Origin of the sequence: Stenotrophomonas pavanii (assembly GCF_900101175.1) — a bacterium.
Classification (GTDB): Bacteria; Pseudomonadota; Gammaproteobacteria; order Xanthomonadales; family Xanthomonadaceae; genus Stenotrophomonas; species Stenotrophomonas pavanii.
The window spans coordinates 355,139-371,892 of sequence record NZ_FNFQ01000003.1 but is presented as its reverse complement, the minus strand read 5'-3'; the positions used below and the strand labels follow the sequence as shown (position 1 = coordinate 371,892).

Annotated in this window: 13 protein-coding genes and 1 pseudogene; 3 read left to right on the top strand and 11 right to left on the bottom strand. The window is 67.5% G+C overall.

Annotated features, from left to right (window positions below; all coding sequences use genetic code 11):
• Positions 1 to 92: 92 nt before the first annotated feature.
• Positions 93 to 920 carry a methylenetetrahydrofolate reductase [NAD(P)H] gene (gene metF, locus BLS66_RS07830; RefSeq protein ID WP_049468206.1) on the top strand — a complete coding sequence of 276 codons (828 nt, stop codon included), beginning with the start codon at positions 93 to 95 and terminating at the stop codon, positions 918 to 920.
• 40 nt (positions 921 to 960) lie between these two features.
• Positions 961 to 1,542 carry a DUF4124 domain-containing protein gene (locus BLS66_RS07825; RefSeq protein WP_074725585.1) on the top strand — a complete coding sequence of 194 codons (582 nt, stop codon included), beginning with the start codon at positions 961 to 963 and terminating at the stop codon, positions 1,540 to 1,542.
• Between the two features lie 103 nt (positions 1,543 to 1,645).
• On the opposite strand, the gene BLS66_RS07820 is transcribed toward BLS66_RS07825, so the two are convergent.
• From BLS66_RS07820 to BLS66_RS07810, 3 genes are all read right to left on the bottom strand, one after another.
• Complete coding sequence (locus tag BLS66_RS07820) at positions 1,646 to 2,599, bottom strand: Nudix family hydrolase (RefSeq protein ID WP_074725584.1); 954 nt, start codon at positions 2,597 to 2,599, stop codon at positions 1,646 to 1,648.
• A 102-nt stretch (positions 2,600 to 2,701) separates the two neighbouring features.
• A complete protein-coding gene (gene secA, locus BLS66_RS07815; RefSeq protein ID WP_049468212.1) occupies positions 2,702 to 5,434 on the bottom strand; it encodes a preprotein translocase subunit SecA in 2,733 nt (910 codons plus the stop codon).
• Positions 5,435 to 5,701: 267 nt separating this feature from the next.
• Entirely contained in the window at positions 5,702 to 6,658 is a 957-nt protein-coding gene (locus BLS66_RS07810; RefSeq protein ID WP_053462174.1) for a M23 family metallopeptidase, read from the bottom strand.
• Positions 6,659 to 6,670: 12 nt separating this feature from the next.
• Here BLS66_RS07810 and BLS66_RS07805 point away from each other — a divergent pair, with 12 nt between their 5' ends.
• Positions 6,671 to 7,120 carry a DciA family protein gene (locus BLS66_RS07805; protein WP_032956682.1) on the top strand — a complete coding sequence of 150 codons (450 nt, stop codon included), beginning with the start codon at positions 6,671 to 6,673 and terminating at the stop codon, positions 7,118 to 7,120.
• A 281-nt stretch (positions 7,121 to 7,401) separates the two neighbouring features.
• Here the strand turns inward: BLS66_RS07805 and lpxC are convergent, their stop codons facing one another.
• From lpxC to ftsW, 8 genes and pseudogenes are all read right to left on the bottom strand, one after another.
• Positions 7,402 to 8,313 (bottom strand): UDP-3-O-acyl-N-acetylglucosamine deacetylase, encoded by a 912-nt coding sequence (lpxC, locus tag BLS66_RS07800; RefSeq protein ID WP_049468216.1) that lies wholly within the window; start codon positions 8,311 to 8,313, stop codon positions 7,402 to 7,404.
• Positions 8,314 to 8,518: 205 nt separating this feature from the next.
• Positions 8,519 to 9,760, bottom strand: a complete 1,242-nt coding sequence (ftsZ, locus tag BLS66_RS07795) for a cell division protein FtsZ (protein WP_049468218.1) — start codon at positions 9,758 to 9,760, stop codon at positions 8,519 to 8,521.
• 169 nt (positions 9,761 to 9,929) lie between these two features.
• Positions 9,930 to 11,165 (bottom strand): cell division protein FtsA, encoded by a 1,236-nt coding sequence (ftsA, locus tag BLS66_RS07790; protein WP_005408083.1) that lies wholly within the window; start codon positions 11,163 to 11,165, stop codon positions 9,930 to 9,932.
• 68 nt (positions 11,166 to 11,233) lie between these two features.
• Positions 11,234 to 11,911: pseudogene (locus tag BLS66_RS07785) on the bottom strand (cell division protein FtsQ/DivIB); the annotation flags it as partial.
• Positions 11,908 to 12,870 carry a D-alanine--D-alanine ligase gene (locus tag BLS66_RS07780; protein ID WP_057494295.1) on the bottom strand — a complete coding sequence of 321 codons (963 nt, stop codon included), beginning with the start codon at positions 12,868 to 12,870 and terminating at the stop codon, positions 11,908 to 11,910. The pseudogene BLS66_RS07785 and the gene BLS66_RS07780, both read right to left, overlap by 4 nt.
• Positions 12,867 to 14,303, bottom strand: a complete 1,437-nt coding sequence (gene murC / locus BLS66_RS07775) for a UDP-N-acetylmuramate--L-alanine ligase (protein WP_074725583.1) — start codon at positions 14,301 to 14,303, stop codon at positions 12,867 to 12,869. The genes BLS66_RS07780 and murC overlap by 4 nt, the downstream gene beginning before the upstream one ends.
• A gap of 40 nt (positions 14,304 to 14,343) precedes the next feature.
• Positions 14,344 to 15,432 carry an undecaprenyldiphospho-muramoylpentapeptide beta-N-acetylglucosaminyltransferase gene (murG, locus tag BLS66_RS07770; RefSeq protein ID WP_074725582.1) on the bottom strand — a complete coding sequence of 363 codons (1,089 nt, stop codon included), beginning with the start codon at positions 15,430 to 15,432 and terminating at the stop codon, positions 14,344 to 14,346.
• Entirely contained in the window at positions 15,429 to 16,754 is a 1,326-nt protein-coding gene (gene ftsW / locus BLS66_RS07765) for a putative lipid II flippase FtsW (protein ID WP_049468228.1), read from the bottom strand. Before ftsW ends, murG begins: the two co-directional genes overlap by 4 nt.

The following is a 16,754-nucleotide window of genomic DNA, read 5'->3' as shown; positions in this document are numbered from 1 at the left end:
CGTACCCCGGACGAGCCGCCCTCACACCGCAATCGCACATCCATCTTGATGAAGCGATATACTGATCCGCACCCGCCGCCGCCGCCCGTGCCATGACCGCCATCAGCTTCGAGTTCTATCCGCCCAAGACCGACGAACAGCGCAGCCAGCTGGACCGCGCCGCGGCCAGGCTGAAGGACTACAGCCCCGAGTACGTGTCCTGTACCTTCGGTGCCGGTGGCTCGACCCTCAGCTACACCTCCGAGACCGTGCGCCACCTCAACCAGCACCACGGCTTCGAGGCGGCACCGCATCTGTCCTGTGTCGGCGGCACCCGCCAGGAAATCCGCGAACTGCTCAAGCTGTACCGCGCCATCGGCTGCCATCGCCTGGTCGCGCTGCGTGGCGACCTGCCCTCCGGCATGGGCTTCCCCGGCGACATGCGCTATGCCGCCGAGCTGATCGAGTTCATCCGCGCCGAACACGGGGACGCCTTCCGCATCGAGGTCGGCGCCTACCCGGAGACCCACCCACAGGCCTCCGATGCACTGGCCGACCTGAAGCACTTCAAGGCCAAGATCGATGCCGGCGCCGACGCGGCGATCACCCAGTACTTCTACAACCCGGATGCGTATTTCCATTTCGTCGATGCCGTGCGCCGGCTCGGCGTGCAGGTGCCGATCACGCCCGGCATCATGCCGATCGCCAACTTCAGCCAGCTGCGCCGCTTTTCCGAACAGTGCGGTGCGGAAATTCCGCGCTGGATCAGCCGCAAGATGCAGGCCTATGGCGATGACGCCGAATCGGTGCGCGCGTTCGGTACCGAAGTGGTGGCCAGGCTGTGCCAACGCTTGGTCGAGGGCGGCGCGCCGGGCCTGCACTTCTACACCTTGAACCTGGCCAAGCCGACCACGTCGGTGTTGAAGCTGCTGCACGGCTGAAAGCACGCCATCTGGCCACGATCGGCGCTACCCTGCGGCGATGAACCGGCTTTCCTTCCTGTTGCTGCTGTCGTTGTGCTCGGCATCGAGCGTTGTCCATGCGCAGTCCACGCGCTTGAACCGCTGCACCGATGCGCAGGGCCAGAGCGTGTATACCGACCGGCCCTGCGACAGCGTCGGCGCCCGATCACGATTGCCACCGCCCGCGCCCGCCGGCAACACCCCGCCGCGCGACACCCTGGGTGCGCGCTGCCCGCGGCGGCTGAGCGAACTGGTGGAGGCGCTGCGTATCGGCATCGTCAGCAACGATGTGAACCGGCTGTCCTCACTGTACCTGTGGGGTGCGGTTTCCGATTCGGGCGCACAGCGCATCCTCGGCCAGTTGGAATCGTTGGCGCGGCGGCCGCTGGTGGACGTGGTGCCGGTGTATCCGTCACAGGGGCTGGCGGCCTCGCAGGAGGACGGTCAGAGCGCTGCGGCGCAGGAATCCGACCCCGAGCCGCCGGCGGCGCGCCATCCGATCGGCCTGCGCCTGGAACAGACGCTGCCCGGCAGCGTGTCGCGCGCTTCGACCGTGCTGGGGTTGCGGCGGCAATACGGGTGTTTCTGGATCACGTTGTGATCGGACGGGGCCGGATCCTTTCCAGCGGAAGGGCTCTGACCCCGGATCTCGGCCATGGGGTCAGAGGCCTGCTGCGCAGGGATCTGACCCCGCGTGCGCGGCGTTACGTTGGCCACAGCCCGCGGATGGCGGCGATCCCCTGCCCACCATGGCGGCGGGCTTCGGTGATGTGTCCCGCCGCCATGCCACCCAGGGCGTAGATCGGCAGCGACACCTGCGCACGCAGTGCGGCGAAGGCCTCCCAGCCCAGCGGCGCTGCCCCGGGGTGGCTGGCCGTGGCCTGCACCGGGCCGAGCACTGCGAAGTCGCTGCCCAGCCGCTGCGCCGCCTGCAGCTGGTCCAGGTCATGGCAGGACGCGGCGACCAGCTGCCCCTCCGGCAAGGGCCGTTCCTGCAGGTCCCGCAGCTGCTCGCTGCCCAGGTGCACCCCCACGCCCAGTGAGCGTGCCAGCGCGATATCGCGGTTCAGCAGCCACTGCACGCCGCGACGATGCGCGCGCACGGCCTGTTCGATCATCGACTGCCGTTGCGGGTGTTCCGGCGGCAGGCGCAGCTGGATGCGCTGCTGGCCCGCCGCGACCGCGCGCTGCAGGCAGTCATGCCAGTGCTGCACGCCGCTGGCATCGTCGGCCGGTGCCGGGGTGATCAGGTAGCGGTCCGGTTGGCGCAAGGCGGCCACCACCGGCAGGTCGGCCGGCGGCATCGAGTAGCGGCCCAGCTTGTCCTGCGCCACCCAGGTGATCGCCTGGCCCTCGCGGCCGCGCGGGGTGCCCTTCCAGCTGCGCACATGGCGCACCTCCAGGGTCAGGTGCTTGTCGGGGTAGCGCTGCGGCACGTCCATCAGCCACGGCCCGACATCGGCCTCGATGCCCAGCTCCTCGCGCAGTTCACGCACCAGCGCCTGTTCGGAGGTCTCGCCGGATTCGCGCTTGCCGCCGGGGAATTCCCACAGGCCGGCCATGTCGCGGTTCTCGGTACGGCGGTTGAGCAGCACGCGGCCACGGGCGTCGGTGATGACGGCAGCGACAACGTGGATCGATCGGGTGGGGGAAACCATGGGGGCAGCATGCCCAGAACAGGGCGACCAGCGCAATCACGAATCCGCGCCGGATTGCCCGCGCCAAAGCAGAAGGCCCCGCTTGCACGGGGCCTTCCGGGGTCAGCTCAGCTGGCCGTGGCAGTGCTTGTACTTCTTGCCACTGCCGCACGGGCACGGATCATTGCGGCCGATCTTCGGCTCGTCGCGCTGCAGCGTGGCCACGCCCTGCTGGGCGGCTTCCACCTGCGCGGCTTCCTCGTCGGCGCTGTAACCGCCCGCATCCTGGTGCTGGAACTGCGACTGGCTCAGGCGGGCCTGCGCCTGCTGGCGCTCGGCCGCTTCCAGCGCCTGCACTTCCTCGTCGCTGCGGATGCGCACGCGGGCCAGCAGGGTCACCACTTCGCGCTTGACGTTCTCCAGCATGTCCGAGAACAGCTCGAAGGCTTCCTTCTTGTATTCCTGCTTCGGCTGCTTCTGCGCGTAACCTCGCAGGTAGATGCCCTGGCGCAGGTAATCCATGCGTGCCAGGTGCTCCTTCCAGCTCTGGTCCAGCACGGTCAGCATCACGTGCTTCTCCAGCGCGCGCATGGTCTCTTCGCCCAGGCCGGCTTCCTTCTCGGCGAAGTGCTGGTTGACGCGCTCCTGGACCTTGGCGGCGATGGCCTCCGCGTCCAGTTCCTCGTGCGCCTTGACCAGGTCGGTCAGCGACATCTGCAGGCCGAAGTCCGACTCCAGGGTCGCTTCCAGGCCACGCAGGTCCCACTGCTCGTCGATCGAGTTCGGCGGCACGAAGCGCGCCACGGTGTCGAAGATCACGTCGTCGCGGATGCCGTCGACGTTGGCCTTCACCGACTCGGCGTCCAGCAGCTCGTCGCGCTGGGCGTAGATCACCTTGCGCTGGTCGTTGTTGACGTCGTCGAAGTCCAGCAGGTTCTTGCGGATGTCGAAGTTGTGGGCCTCGACCTTGCGCTGCGCCTTTTCGATCTGGCGGCTGACCAGGCGGTCCTCGATGACGTCGTCTTCCTTCATGCCCATCATGCGCATGGCCTTCTGCACCCAGTCGGAAGCGAAGATGCGCATCAGGTTGTCTTCCAGCGACAGGTAGAAGCGGGACGAACCCGGGTCACCCTGGCGGCCCGAACGGCCGCGCAGCTGGTTGTCGATACGACGCGATTCGTGGCGCTCGGTACCGACGATGTGCAGGCCGCCGGCCGCCTTCACTGCCTCGTGGCGCTTCTGCCATTCGGCCTTGACCGCCGCCTTCTGCTCGTCAGTCGCGTCCTCGCCCAGGGCGTGGATCTCGGCTTCCAGCGAACCGCCCAGCACGATGTCGGTACCGCGGCCAGCCATGTTGGTGGCGATGGTCACTGCGCCCGGACGGCCGGCGTTGGCGACGATGGTCGCTTCGCGGTCGTGCTGCTTGGCATTGAGCACCTCGTGCTTCACGCCCGCCTTGCTCAGGTGCTCGGACAGCATTTCCGAGGTTTCGATCGAGGTGGTACCCACCAGCACCGGCTGGCCGCGCTTGGCGCACTCTTCGATGTCGGCCAGCACCGCATTGAACTTGCCCTTGCGGTTGAGGAACACCTGGTCCGGGCTGTCCTTGCGGATGGTCGGGCGGTTGGTCGGGATCACCACCACTTCCAGGCCGTAGATGCTCTGGAACTCGAATGCTTCGGTATCGGCCGTACCGGTCATGCCGGACAGCTTCTTGTACATGCGGAACAGGTTCTGGAAGGTGATGCTCGCCAGCGTCTGGTTCTCGCGCTGCACCGGCACGCCTTCCTTCGCTTCCACCGCCTGGTGCAGGCCATCGGACCAGCGGCGGCCGGCCAGGGTGCGGCCGGTGAACTCATCGACGATGACCACTTCGCCGTCGCGCACGATGTAGTCCACGTCACGCTGGTAGATCGCGTGCGCGCGCAGGGCGGCGTTGAGGTGGTGGACCACGGTCAGGTTCTGCGCCGCGTACAGGCCTTCGGTCTCGCCGTCGAGGATGCCGGCTTCCACCAGCAGCTGCTCGGCGTGCTCCATGCCCGCTTCGGACAGGTGCACCTGCTTGCCCTTCTCGTCGACCCAGAAGTCGCCCTCGCCGTCTTCCGCTTCCTGCTTGACCAGGTGCGGCACGACGCGGTTGACGCGGATGTACAGCTCCGGGGAATCATCGGCCGGGCCGGAGATGATCAGCGGGGTACGCGCCTCGTCGATCAGGATGGAGTCGACTTCGTCGACGATGGCGTAGTGCAGGCCACGCTGGTAGCGATCGGCCTTGGACAGCGCCATGTTGTCGCGCAGGTAGTCGAAACCGAATTCGTTGTTGGTGCCGTAGGTGATGTCGGCCGCGTAGGCTTCGCGCTTGTCGCTGTGCGGCATGCCCGGGTACACCACGCCCACGCTCAGGCCCAGCCAGTTGTACAGCTTGCCCATCTGCGCGGCGTCGCGACGGGCCAGGTAGTCGTTCACGGTGACCACGTGCACGCCCTTGCCTTCCAGTGCATTGAGGTACACCGGCAGGGTCGCCACCAGGGTCTTGCCTTCACCGGTGCGCATTTCTGCGATCTTGCCCAGGTGAAGCACCATGCCGCCGATCAGCTGCACGTCGTAATGGCGCATGCCCAGCACGCGGCGGCCGGCTTCGCGGCAGACCGCGAACGCTTCCGGCAGCACCTTGTCCAGGGCTTCACCGCCAGCGATGCGCTGCTTGAACTCCGGCGTCTTGGCCTGAAGCTGCTCGTCGGACAGCTTCTCGATCTCCGGCTCCAGCGCATTGATCTTGGCGACGATGCGGTTGAGCTGGCGCAGCTGTCGTTCGTTACGACTGCCAAATACGCGGGTAAGCAGGCTGTTGATCATTGAAGGAACCGGGTTGGATGGACACGACGCCCGGCCTCCCCCTGGGGATCCGTCCGCCGCAAACGAAACAGGGCGCCTGGCGCCCTGTCGATGGCAACACCCATTGTAGCTTGGGACGGGCGCGAGGGGTTTCAACCCTTTGGCGGCAATGGCATCCGAACCTTGCCGGTAATGCCGGCCGCTGGCCGGGTACGCGATGCCGCCGCAGATCATGAGGTTGCCGGCCAGCGGCCGGCACTACCAGATCAACCGGATCCGGCCCGGGAATCAGCCGCGGCTGATGCGGCCGACCGGCGTGTTGCCGCCGTCGCCGAGGAACTTGCGCGGGTTGACCACGTTGCCGTTCTCCCACACCTCGAAGTGCACGTGGGCACCGGTCGAACGGCCGGTGGAACCGGCCTTGGCCACTTCCTGGCCGGCACGGACCAGGTCACCGGCCTTCACCACCAGGCGCGAATTGTGCGCGTAGCGGGTGACGTAGCCGTTACCGTGGTCGACATCGACGACATTGCCGTAGCCGCCCTTCACACCGGCGAAGCTGACCACGCCCTCGGCCACGGCCATCACCGGATCACCGACCTTGGCGTGGAAGTCCATGCCCTTGTGGGTGGCGGCGCCGCGGCCGAACGGGTCGGCACGGGTGCCGAAACCGGAGGTCACGTAGCTGTTGCGGATCGGCATGCGCGAGGGCACGGCGTTCTGCTGCAGCTGGTGGTCGAACATCAGCGATTCCATCACCGACAACTGGCGGCCTGAAGCAGCGAAGCGCTGCTCCAGCACCTGTAAGTCGGCGTTGACGTCCTTGACCGGGATGTCGCTGGTCGGGCCGCCGGCGTCGCCATCACCGAGGCCGGGGGTCTCGTTGAAGTCGAACTCGCCATCTTCCAGCTTGCCCATCTGGGTCAGCCGTTCGCCAAGGGCGTTCAGGCGGGTGGCCTGCGCCTGCAGCTCGCCGAGGCGGGCGGCCAGCGCGTTGACCTGGGTCTGCGCATCGCGCTTGACCTTGGCCAGCTCCGCATCCTGGCGCTCGACCTTGGCCTGCAGGCGCGAATCATTCAGCGCACTGGCGCCAATGCCGCCGGCAAGGCCGATAATGCAGCCTACCCCGAGCACGCTGCCCAGCAGGGCGCGGGGGCGGTCCTCGAAATAGAACCGCAAACGCGTGATCGGCGACGCCTTGGCCTGTCCTTCACGCGTTTTGATTACGATCTTTTTGAATGCCATCAGTGAGTTTTCATGTCTGAGCCGAAATCCAGCGTTCGCCCCGCGTCAGTGCCGAAACCGGCGCTGGATGCGGTAATGGCGGACAAAAGCGGGAACCCGCTGCGTCGGGCCTTGTGGCTCGACGCGCTGGACCGGCAGTTGCGCCCCCAGTTGCCGCCACCTCTGCGCAGCCGCTGCCGGCTGGCCAATGTGGACGGGGAACACCTCGTTTTTCTCGTCGAATCGCCGGTCTGGCATGCCAAGTTGCGGCTTGCCGAAGCCCAGTTGCTCGACGCGGCCCGTTCCATCGGGCTGAAGGCCACCAGGGTGACCATCAAGACTGCGTCCACCACTCCCTCACGCTCCCCAGCGATCGACAACCGGAATGGCCCCCACGCAGTTTCAGCCGCCACGCACAAAGGGCTACGCGACGCCTTGGCTTGCCTGCAGGACGTTCCCTCGAAGCCGAAGAAGCGATCCTGATGGCAACGGAGCATCCGGCTCCGCTCCCCGTCGCGCGTGTCACCACGGCGTGAAACATTTCGGGGGCCGGGTCGCATCCTAGCGGCCATCCGGGGGCCTGTCGTTAGATTGGAGTTAAAACTTCGTTAAATTCAGGCTTCCGATCCAACAGGTTCACAAAACCGTGATCTCGAACCGGGCTTGACACGATCCAAGCGCGCTGAATGCGTCGACGACGCCGGAAACAACAACGCCGCCCGGAAAGGCGGCGTTTTTATCTTTAAATTCAACGATCTACGGAATCAGGCGTAGGCCGGGGTGGCGTATTCAACCGGATCCGGGGTGGCCGGCGAGTCGAAGGTGACCCATTCCCAGGCGCTGGCGTCGGCCATCAGGGCCCGCACCAGCTTGTTGTTGAGCGCATGGCCGGACTTGAAGCCCTCATAGGCGCCCAGCACCTGGCCACCGGCCAGGTAGAGGTCGCCGATTGCGTCAAGAATCTTGTGGCGCACGAATTCGTCCGCATAGCGCAGGCCGTCTTCGTTGAGCACGCGGAACTCGTCCAGCACGATGGCGTTGTCCATCGAACCGCCCAGGCCCAGGTTGCGCTCGCGCATGTATTCCAGGTCGCGCATGAAACCGAAGGTGCGCGCCCGGGAGATTTCCTTGGTGTAGGCCAGCGTCGAGAACTCGATTTCCTGGCGCGACTGCTTGGCCGGGATCATCGGGTGGTCGAACTGGATGGTGAAGCCCAGCTTGTAGCCCTCGTACGGGGTGAAGCGGGCCACCTTGTCGCCCTCGGTCACTTCCACGGTCTTGAGCACGCGGATGAAGCGCTTGGGCGCATCCTGTTCGACGATGCCTGCCGACTGCAGCAGGAACACGAACGGGCCGGCCGAACCGTCCATGATCGGCAGCTCGGCCGAGGACAGTTCGACGATGATGTTGTCCACACCCAGGCCGGCCAGCGCCGACATCAGGTGTTCGACGGTCTGGATCTTGGCGTCGTTGCAGGTCAGGCCGGTGCACAGGGTCACTTCGGTGACCAGTTCGGCCTTGGCCGGCACCTCCACCACCGGGTCCAGGTCCACGCGGCGGAACACGATGCCATGGTTGACCGGTGCCGGGCGCAGGGTCATGTAGACCTTGTCACCACTGTGCAGGCCAACGCCGGTGGCGCGGATCGTGTTCTTGAGGGTGCGTTGCTGGATCATGGGGGATGGACCGGAAGTGACACATTAGATTAACACGCGCACTCCCCTACCCTGGCTGAAACGCCAGTTGCAGCCACCGGCAGGACCCACCGGCACGCCGCTGGAAAGCGCGTGAAGCAGGGCGGCCGGGCCCATCCTGGCCCGGCGCCCGCGTTTTCAGGACATGGTGGCGCAACCCGGGGAGGACAACCCCGGGCCGCCCCGCTTAGTCCGCCTGGCGGCGCAGGAAGGCCGGGATGTCCAGGTAATCGTTCGGCAGTTCCGCCGCCGCCGGGGCCGATGCGGCCGGGGCCGACGGTGCGGACGCCGCCGCGGTGTCGCTGCTGGCACGACGCAGGCCCATGCCCATGCCCATCCCGCCGACGGCCTTGGACACGGCGTCGCCGCCGTTGTCGAAGTCGCCGAACTCCGGCTGGCCGGTCGTGGCATTGCGGACCAGCTTGATCGGTGCGCGCTCGCCCGGACGCTGGGTCTTGCTGGCCGAAACGCGGTTCAGGCCGGTGGCGACCACGGTCACGCGCACTTCGTCCTGCATGTCCGGATCGAGCACGGTGCCGACCACCACGGTGGCGTCTTCCGAAGCGAAGCCATCGATGGTGCGGCCGATCTCGTCGAACTCGGCCATGGTGAAGTCGGCGCCGGCGGTGATGTTGACCAGGATGCCGTTGGCACCGGCCAGGTTCACATCGTCCAGCAGCGGGTTCTGGATCGCGGCTTCGGCAGCGGCCTGGGCACGGTCATCGCCACGGGCGGTGCCGGTACCCATCATCGCCAGGCCCATTTCGGACATGACGGTGCGCACGTCGGCGAAGTCGACGTTGATCAGGCCCGGACGCACGATCAGGTCGGCGATGCCCTGCACGGCGCCCTGCAGCACGTCGTTGGCGGCACGGAAGGCCTGGATCATGGTCGCGTTGCGACCCAGCACGGTGATCAGCTTCTCGTTCGGGATGGTGATCAGCGAGTCGCAGTGCTGGCTCAGTTCCTCGATGCCCTTCAGCGCCACCTGCATGCGGCGACGGCCTTCGAACGGGAACGGCTTGGTGACCACGGCCACGGTCAGGATGCCCATTTCCTTGGCCAGCTGTGCCACCACCGGCGCAGCGCCGGTGCCGGTGCCGCCACCCATGCCGGCGGTGATGAACACCATGTCCGCGCCCTGCAGCGCGTCCATGATGCGCTCACGGTCTTCCAGCGCGGCCTGGCGGCCGACTTCCGGGTTCGCGCCTGCGCCCAGGCCCTTGGTCACGTTGGTACCCAGCTGCAGCTGCAGCTTGGCACCGCAATTCTTGATGGCCTGCGAGTCGGTGTTGGCGGTGATGAATTCCACGCCATCCACCGCCGAGTTGACCATGTGCGCCACGGCGTTGCCGCCGCCGCCGCCCACGCCAACCACCTTGATCACCGCATTGGGTGCCATCTTTTCGATCAGTTCAAAATGCGCCATGTCCGTGTCCTCGTTGTATCCGCTTGTCGGTGGCATGGACGGTCGGGCCTCCTGCCTTCGCGTGTCATGTTGCCGTTGCGGCTGTGTGGGTTGTGTAGTGCGTTGCTGCGTTGTGATGCGGGTACTGCGGGTGTTGCACCGGGGTGACCCGGGTGTTGCGGGTTCCGCGTCAGAACTCGCCGCGGAACCAGGTCTTGAGTTTCTTGAACATGCTTCCAGCGCGCCCGGTCGGCAGCGACGGCCGCCGCGGGTGCTCGATCTGGCTGCCCATCAGCAGCAGGCCCACGCCGGTGGCGTGCACCGGGTTGCCGACCACTTCGCCCAGGCCGGTGACGTGCTGCGGGATGCCCACGCGCACCGGCATCTGCAGCATTTCCTCGGCCAGTTCGACCACGCCTTCCATCTTCGACGCGCCTCCGGTCAGCACCATGCCGGCGCGCACCAGTTCCTCGAAGCCGGAGCGGCGCAGTTCGGCCTGCACCATCTCGAAGATCTCCTCGTAACGGCCCTGCACGGCCTGCGCCAGCGAGTGGCGCGGCATGCGGCGCGGCGGACGATCACCCACCGACGGCACCTGGATGCTCTCCTCGGCGGTGGCCAGCTGGGCCAGGGCGCAGGCATAGCGCACCTTGATCTGCTCGGCTTCCGGGGTCGGCGTGCGCAGCATGTGCGCGATGTCGTTGGTCACGTGGTCGCCGGCGATCGGCAGCGAGGCCGTGTGGCAGATCGCGCCCTGCACGAACACGGCGATGTCGGTGGTGCCGGCGCCCATGTCGACCAGCACCACGCCCAGCTCGCGCTCGTCGGCGGTCAGCACCGCCACGCTGGAGGCCAGCGAGGACAGCACCAGGTCATCCACCTGCAGGCCGCAGCGCTGCACGCACTTGCTGATGTTGGCCGCGGCCGACTGCGCGCACACCACCAGGTGCGCATGCACCTCCAGGCGTACGCCGGTCATGCCCACCGGATTGCGGATGCCTTCCTGCGAATCGTCCAGCACGTACTCGCGCGGGATCGCGTGCAGGATCTTCTGGTCGGCCGGGATCGCCACCGCCTTGGCCGCATCGAGCACGCGATCCAGGTCGCCCCAGGTCACTTCGCCGTCGCGGATCGGCACGATGCCCGGCGAGTTCTTGCACTGCACGTGGTTGCCGGAGATCGAGGCGTACACCGAACGGATCTCGCAGCCGGCCATCAGCTCGGCTTCTTCCACCGCACGCTGGATCGACTGCACGGTCGATTCGATGTCCACCACCACGCCACGCTTCAGCCCGCGCGATTCGTGCGAGCCGATGCCGATCACTTCGATCGGGTTGCCCGGCGAATACTCGCCCACCAGCGCCACCACCTTGGAGGTGCCGATGTCCAGGCCAACGATCAGCGATTTGTCACCCTTGCGATTCATGTCCTTTCCTGCGTGCTTCTGGCCGGGGTCGCCGGCGTTTTCGCCGGCGTGGCCGGGGTACCCCAGCTCAGCGTGAAACCATTGGTGTAGCGGAGATCGGCGCGCTCGATCGGCGCGTCCTGACGGTTGAGCTGCGGCAGCACCTTGACGAAGCGCTGCATGCGCGAGCGCGCGTCGTCACGGCCGACCACCACTTCGGTGCCATTGCTCAGCACCAGCGACCAGCTGCCGCGCGCATCCATCGTCACCCGGCGCACATCGACGCCGGCCGGTGCGAACAATGCACGTGCGTCGCTGTACAGCTTCATCACTTCTCCGGTCTGGCTGTCCGGGCCATCCAGTTCGGGCAACGCCAGGTCGGACAGCTTCTTCGGCGTGGGGAACAGCTTGCCCTGCTCGGACACCAGGCGGTCGGTGCCCCAGCGTGCGAACGGCTTGTGCTCGACCAGGGTCACTTCCAGCACGTCCGGCCACTGCTTGCGTACCTGGGCACTCTCCACCCAGGGCAGCTTTTCCAGGGCATCCTGCGCATCCTGCAGCTTGACCGCGAAGAACCCGGCGCGCGCATACGGCAGCAGCACCTGCTGCAGCTGCTCGGCCGGTACCCGCTTGAACTCGCCATGCACGCGCAGCTTCGCCAGCGGCCAGCGCTCGGCGCCGACCCAGCCATTGACCACGGCCACCACCGGCAGTGCAACCACCGACAGCGCCAACAGCCAGACGAAGATGCGCAGCAGCGCGTTCATGCGTGCGCGGCCTCCAGGGTCTGTTCCAGCACGCGCCACACCAGTTCCTCGAAACCGATGCCGGCCTGGCGCGCCGCCTTGGGTACCAGCGAATGGCTGGTCATGCCCGGCGCGGTGTTCACTTCCAGCAGGAAGAAACGGCCGCTGGCACGGTCGCGCATCACGTCCACGCGGCCCCAGCCACGGCAGCCGGCGGCGCGGAACGCGGCCAGCGCGATGCGGCGGATCTCGTCCTCGGCATCGCCTTCCAGGCCCGGGCACAGGTACTGGGTGTCCTCGGCGATGTACTTGGCGTTGTAGTCGTACCACTGGCCCTTGGGCACGATGCGGATCGACGGCAGCGCGACGTCGCCGAGAATGGCCACGGTCAGTTCGTCGCCGACCACCATCTGTTCCATCAGCAGCTGGCCGTCGTAGCGCGCGGCCAGGGCCACGGCCTCATCCAGGCCCGCCTCGTCGGTGACCCGGCTGATGCCCACGCTGGAGCCTTCGTTGGCCGGCTTCACCACCACCGGCAGGCCCAGCTCGGCGGCCAGCGCATGCACGTTCGAGGCGTCGACCTTGCGGTACTGCGGGGTCGGCAGGCCCAGCGACAGCCACACCTGCTTGGTGCGGATCTTGTCCATGCTCAGCGCCGAGCCCAGCACGTCCGAGCCGGTGTACGGCACGCCGAAGGCGTCCATCAGGCCCTGCACGATGCCGTCCTCACCGCCACCGTTGTGGCCGTGCAGGATGTTGAAGACGCGGGCGATGCCACCGGCGGCCAGCGCGCTGGCCAGCGCCGGGATGCCATCCACGGCAAACGCATCGACGCCGCGCGACTGCAGGGCTTCGAGCACGTTGCGGCCCGAGTCCAGCGACACCTCGCGTTCACTGGAGCTGCCGCCGAGCAGCACGGCGACGCGGCCGAACACGGCCGGGTCGGTCACGCGCAGCGGCGGGAAGGTCAGCGTACTCACGCCTGGCCCTCCCCCTTGAAGCCTTCCACCGCGATGTGGGTAGCCACGGCACCGATGTCGCCGGCCCCCATCATCAGCAGCAGGTCACCGTCCTGCAGTACATCCGGCAGCACGCTGGCCAGCTCGGCGGCCTTGCCCACCACCACCGGCTCGCTGCGGCCGCGTGCGCGGATGGCGCGGGCCAACGCATGCGAGTCGGCACCGGCAATGGGTTCCTCACCGGCCGGATAGACCTCGCTCAGCACCAGCGCGTCGACGCTGGACAGCACCGCGGCGAACTTGTCGAACTGGTCGCGGGTACGGCTGTAGCGGTGCGGCTGGAAGGCCACCACCAGGCGCTTGTCGGTCCAGCCCCCGCGGGCGGCGGCGAATACCGCCTCCAGCTCGCTCGGGTGATGGCCGTAGTCGTCGATGATGCGCACCTTGGCACCGCTGGCGGTGGTCACTTCGCCCAGGTCGTTGAAGCGGCGGCCGACACCGGCGAAGCCTTCCAGCGCGCGCGCGATCGCGTCCGGGGCAACGCCGAGCTGCCAGCCCACCGCCGCGGCGGCCAGCGCGTTGAGCACGTTGTGCCTGCCCGGCAGCGCCAGCACCACTTCCTGGCTGGTGCCCTGCGGCAGGCGCAGCGTGAAGCGCATGCGCGGGCCTTCCTGCACCACGTTCTCGGCGCGCACGTCAGCCTGCGGACTCATGCCGTAGCTCATCACGTGGCGCGGGGTCTTGGCAGCCAGTGCCGCCACTTCCGGATCATCGATGCACAGCACCGCCAGGCCGTAGAACGGCAGGCGCTGCAGGAACTCGGCGAACGCCGCCTGCACGCGGGCGAAATCGTTGCCGTAGTTTTCCAGGTGGTCGGCATCGATGTTCGTGATGATCGACATCAACGGGTTCAGGCGCAGGAAGCTGCCATCGCTTTCGTCGGCCTCGGCCACCAGCCACTGCCCGCCACCCAGCTTGGCATTGGCACCGGCGGCCAGCAGCTGGCCACCGATCACGAACGTCGGGTCCAGGCCACCTTCGCTCAGCACCGCTGCGGTCAGGCTGGTGGTGGTGGTCTTGCCATGGGTACCGGCCACGGCGATGCCGCGGCGGAAGCGCATCAGCTCGGCCAGCATCGCCGCGCGCGGCATGATCGGAATGCGCTGGCTGCGCGCTTCCATCAGCTCCGGGTTGTCCTCGCGGATGGCGCTGGAGACCACCACGCAGTCGGTGCCCAGCACATTGGCGGCGGAGTGGCCGCGCATGATGCGCGCACCCAGGCTGGCCAGGCGGCGGGTCGCCACGTTGTCAGCGTTGTCCGAGCCGGACACTTCGTAGCCCAGCGTCAGCATCACTTCGGCGATGCCACTCATGCCGGTGCCACCGATGCCGACGAAGTGCACGCGCGGGAACGCGCGCACCAGGTCGTTGGTGTCGTGCAGGCGACGGATCATGCGCGGCCTCGCGCAGGGCAGGCGCGGTGGCATGCCTTCTTCATACAGCTTCCTCGAGAATGATATCGGCGATGCGCTCGGCGGCATCGACCTTGGCCAGGTCACGCGCGGCTTGCGCCATCTGCATGCGGCGGGCGGGATTTTCGGACAGATCGCGCAGCAGTGCGGCGATGCCGTCGGCCAGCGTTCCGTCCTGCTTCAGCAACACCGCCGCGCCGCGCTCGACCAGGTACTCCGCGTTGCGGGTCTGGTGATCGTCGACGGCAGCGGGGAATGGCACCAGCACGCTGCCGACACCGACCGCGCACAGCTCGGCCAGGGTGGACGCGCCGGCGCGGCAGACGACCAGGTCAGCCCAGGCGAAGGCCTCGGCCATGTCGGCGATGAACGGGGTGATCTCAGCCTGCACGCCGGCCTTGGCATACGCCTCGACCGCTTCGGCATGCATCTTCTCGCCGCTCTGGTGGCGCACCTGCACCGGCACGTCAGCGCCCAGCGCGGCGATCGCCTGCGGCACGCCGGTGTTGAGCGCACGCGCGCCCTGGCTGCCCCCGACCACCAGCACGCGCAGCGGGCCGTGGCGGTCGGCGAAGCGCTGCTCCGGCGGCGCAATGGCGGCGATTTCCGCACGCACCGGGTTGCCGACGAATTCCTCGCGCTGGGCGAAGGTGCCCGGGAAACCGGTCAGCAGGCGGCGCGCATAACGCGACAGGATGCGGTTGGTCAGGCCCGGCGCACGGTTCTGCTCATGCACGATCAGCGGCAGGCCATGCAGGCGCGTGGCCATGCCGCCGGGACCGGAGGCAAAGCCACCAAAGGCGACCACCGCGCGCGGCTGGCGCTTGCGGATGATCAACCCAGCCGCGCGCAGTGCACGCATCAGCCGCCACGGTGCCGCCAGCAGGGCCAGCTTGCCCTTGCCGCGCAGGCCGGTGATGGCCAGCGTGTCGATGGCAATTTCGTGCTGCGGCACCAGGCGCGTTTCCATCGCGCCTTCGGCACCCATCCAGGTCACCGGCACGCCACGCCCGCGCAGCACGCGGGCCACGGCCAGGCCGGGGAAGATGTGGCCGCCGGTGCCACCGGCGAGGATCATCACCGGACGCACGCTATCGGTGGCCGCGCTCATGACAGCCTCCCGAAGGTCGGTTCGATGCGCGACTGCAGTCGGCTGGTGCCGCGCGCGGCGTTCGCTGCAGCAGGCGCGGGGGCGACCGGGGCGGCGCTCAGCGGCACGCCGGTGGCCATCGGTGCGGCCGGCGCGTCCACCGGCTCGGCCGCGGCGTCTTCGGCGCCACCGATGCGCACGGCCTGGCGGCGCTCGGCGCGCTTGAGTTCATACGACACGCGCAGCAGCAGGCCCATCGCCACGCAGGTCATCAGCACCGACGAACCGCCGGAGGAGATCAGCGGCAGGGTCAGGCCCTTGGTCGGCAGGATGCCGAGGTTCACGCCGATCGAGACGAAGGTCTGCATGCTGATCCACAGGCCGATGCCGAAGGCGATGTAGCCGGAGAAGTGGCGCTTCATTTCCACGCAGCGCATGCCCAGCCAGAAGGTGCGGCCGACCAGCAGCGCATACAGCGCCACGATCACGCAGGTGCCCAGGAAACCGAATTCCTCGGCGGTGACCGAGAAGATGAAGTCGGTGTGCGCTTCCGGCAGGTAGTACAGCTTCTGCACGGAATTGCCCAGGCCGACGCCGGTCCATTCGCCACGGCCCACCGCCATCAGCGCGTTGGACAGCTGGTAGCCGTCGCCCTGCTGGTCGGCCCACGGGTCCAGGAAGGAAGTGATGCGGCGCATGCGGTACGGCTCGATGATCGCCAGCGCGCTCATGCCGACCAGGCCGATGATCACCGGCATCGACATGCGCGGCATGTTGACCCCGCCCAGCACCAGCATGCCGGCGGTGATCGCCAGCAGCAGGGTCGAGGAACCGAAGTCCGGCTGCAGCAGCAGCAGCACCACCAGCGCGCCGGCCACGCCCAGCGGCTTGAGCATCGCCGGCCAGGTCGCATTGACCTCGTCGCGGAAGCGCACCAGGTAGCTGGACAACCAGACGATGTAGAGCACCTTCACCGCCTCGACCGTCTGGAACTTGGAAATGCCCAGGTTGATCCAGCGGCGTGCGCCGTTGACCGTGCTGCCCAGGCCCGGCGCGAACACCGCCAGCAGCAGCACGAAGCAGCCCAGCAGCAGCATCTGGTTGTACTGCTCGATCGACTTCAGCTCGGTGCGGGCGGCGATGACCGCCAGCACGATGCCCACCGCCAGGAAGATCAGGTGGCGGTTGAGGTAATAGAACGGGCTGCTCATCAGCGCGATCGAGCTGGAGGCCACCATCACCACGCCGACACCGGTGAGCGCGATGATCGCGCCCAGCAGCCACTTGTCGTAGCTGCCTTCGATGGCTTCTAGGCGTGTTGCCTGGCGGGACAGGTCGTTCAT

Coding starts and splice junctions, on each gene's coding strand:
- metF (WP_049468206.1), top strand. CDS start 93: ATGACCGCCATCAGCTTCGAGTTCTATCCGCCCAAGACCGACGAACAG.
- BLS66_RS07825 (WP_074725585.1), top strand. CDS start 961: ATGAACCGGCTTTCCTTCCTGTTGCTGCTGTCGTTGTGCTCGGCATCG.
- BLS66_RS07820 (WP_074725584.1), bottom strand. CDS start 2,599: ATGGTTTCCCCCACCCGATCGATCCACGTTGTCGCTGCCGTCATCACC.
- secA (WP_049468212.1), bottom strand. CDS start 5,434: ATGATCAACAGCCTGCTTACCCGCGTATTTGGCAGTCGTAACGAACGA.
- BLS66_RS07810 (WP_053462174.1), bottom strand. CDS start 6,658: ATGGCATTCAAAAAGATCGTAATCAAAACGCGTGAAGGACAGGCCAAG.
- BLS66_RS07805 (WP_032956682.1), top strand. CDS start 6,671: ATGTCTGAGCCGAAATCCAGCGTTCGCCCCGCGTCAGTGCCGAAACCG.
- lpxC (WP_049468216.1), bottom strand. CDS start 8,313: ATGATCCAGCAACGCACCCTCAAGAACACGATCCGCGCCACCGGCGTT.
- ftsZ (WP_049468218.1), bottom strand. CDS start 9,760: ATGGCGCATTTTGAACTGATCGAAAAGATGGCACCCAATGCGGTGATC.
- ftsA (WP_005408083.1), bottom strand. CDS start 11,165: ATGAATCGCAAGGGTGACAAATCGCTGATCGTTGGCCTGGACATCGGC.
- murC (WP_074725583.1), bottom strand. CDS start 14,303: ATGATCCGTCGCCTGCACGACACCAACGACCTGGTGCGCGCGTTCCCG.
- murG (WP_074725582.1), bottom strand. CDS start 15,432: ATGAGCGCGGCCACCGATAGCGTGCGTCCGGTGATGATCCTCGCCGGT.
- ftsW (WP_049468228.1), bottom strand. CDS start 16,754: ATGAACGACCTGTCCCGCCAGGCAACACGCCTAGAAGCCATCGAAGGC.